Below are 1,431 nucleotides of genomic sequence, written 5' to 3' on the forward strand. Positions count from 1 at the left end.
GCCCATGAGGTGGATGACCTGGCGGACGGAGGATTGGCGTTTGCGCCCAAATACGGTCAGTCCATACGATCGAGGGTTGCTGCCTGTGCCACTCTGGCGAGGTATCTGGGCCGCGAAAATCTTGCCGTCACCATCGAAGGTTACGGTGCCCGCTACGAGACGATGGCGTGGGCTGCTCCCCTCCAGGAGACGAAGCTGATTGGCTTTCAGATTACGCCAAATTTACGCACATACATCAAATTGCGTCGCCACAAGTTACGCGGCGAATCAGTCGAGGTGCTTTGACACCTTGCTGATCCCGCGATGCGCAATCCGCTGAGAACTGGCCGTCCTTGCCGGCTCAGTCGTCATAGCCCTGGATTGCCCCAAAGCTGTAACGGCGCAGCTTCAGCGCGGTGATCAAATTGGTCAGCTTCGTCTTGCCGTCGAAACCGTTCTGGAACATTTCGTCATGCATCAGCAGGATCAGCTTGCCGGGCTTGACGAAGCGGCCATAGCCGAACAGGTGATCGATCTCGCTGACCAGATGATCGACGCTCTGCACCGGCTCGCCGTTGTCCTTGTGCACCCATTCATGGTCCCAGCCGTAGAGATAGAAGCCTGAGGCCGCGACAAACTCGTAGTCGGGCTCTTCACGCCCCTCCTGGGCGAGCCCAAGCGAGGTGTCGTTCTTCGACATGGAGGGCAGCCTGAACACGTCGCGCCCCGGTAGCCTTGCATGCACCACGGGCTTCAACCCGAGCACCGCGTTTGCCCTTACCATGTCGGCGACGACACCTTCGGTGTCGCCGTAGAAATGCCGGTAGTGATTGTAGGCATGGCTGTAGCTGTGGTTGCCGAGCGTCACCAGAGGAAGCTGCCTGGCGCGCTGGACGAGCGCTCTGTTGGCGGCGCTAGCCTGTGCGTGCATGCCGACCATGAATAGGGTTGCAGGAACCTGTTCGGCTTCCAGCACATCGAGGATGTTGCTTGTGCCGTTCAGCGGCCCATCGTCGAAGGTAAGATATATGATGCGATCGGCCCCTTGGGCGGGAACCGCAAAAATCAAAACCGCCGCCAGCACAAACCGAAACGGTGTCATCAGCCCCGATATCCGGTTGCGATCACGACAAGGCCGCCATGTCCACAACGGCTTGTCAAGGCGAGCCGGTGCATGTCGCCCAAAAGTGCGCAGCGGTTTTGGGATAACGACATGTGCAAACAAAAAGGCAAACCTATGCCAGGCTTCCTTGCAGCACCGTCAGCTTGGCCTTCTTGGGCATGCGGGCGGTCAGCCATTCCAGCGCCTTGTCGTGCGGCATCGGGAAGGCGATGGAGTAGCCCTGCACCTGGTCGCAGCCGATCGCCATCAGCGAATTGAGCTCGGCCTCGGTTTCGGCGCCCTCTGCGACGATCGAGATGCCAAGGCCACGCGCCAGCTCGGTGATGGCG

At 59.7% G+C, this 1,431-nt stretch carries 2 protein-coding genes and 1 pseudogene; 1 reads left to right on the forward strand and 2 read right to left on the reverse strand.

Annotated features, from left to right (window positions below; genetic code table 11):
* A pseudogene (locus EN750_RS34155) lies at window positions 1-285 on the forward strand (hypothetical protein); the annotation flags it as partial.
* Between the two features lie 55 nt (window positions 286-340).
* Here EN750_RS34155 and EN750_RS34160 read toward each other — a convergent pair.
* Together EN750_RS34160 and EN750_RS34165 are read right to left on the reverse strand one after the other, a co-directional pair.
* A complete protein-coding gene (locus EN750_RS34160) occupies window positions 341-1,081 on the reverse strand; it encodes a polysaccharide deacetylase family protein (protein ID WP_127399265.1) in 741 nt (246 codons plus the stop codon).
* Window positions 1,082-1,214: 133 nt separating this feature from the next.
* The coding region (locus EN750_RS34165) for an EAL domain-containing protein (RefSeq protein ID WP_145968193.1) at window positions 1,215-1,431 on the reverse strand (217 nt) is incomplete at its 5' end.

The organism is Mesorhizobium sp. M7A.F.Ca.ET.027.03.2.1 (assembly GCF_003999175.1).
GTDB lineage: Bacteria > Pseudomonadota > Alphaproteobacteria > Rhizobiales > Rhizobiaceae > Mesorhizobium.

Coding starts and splice junctions, on each gene's coding strand:
- EN750_RS34160 (WP_127399265.1), bottom strand. CDS start 1,081: ATGACACCGTTTCGGTTTGTGCTGGCGGCGGTTTTGATTTTTGCGGTT.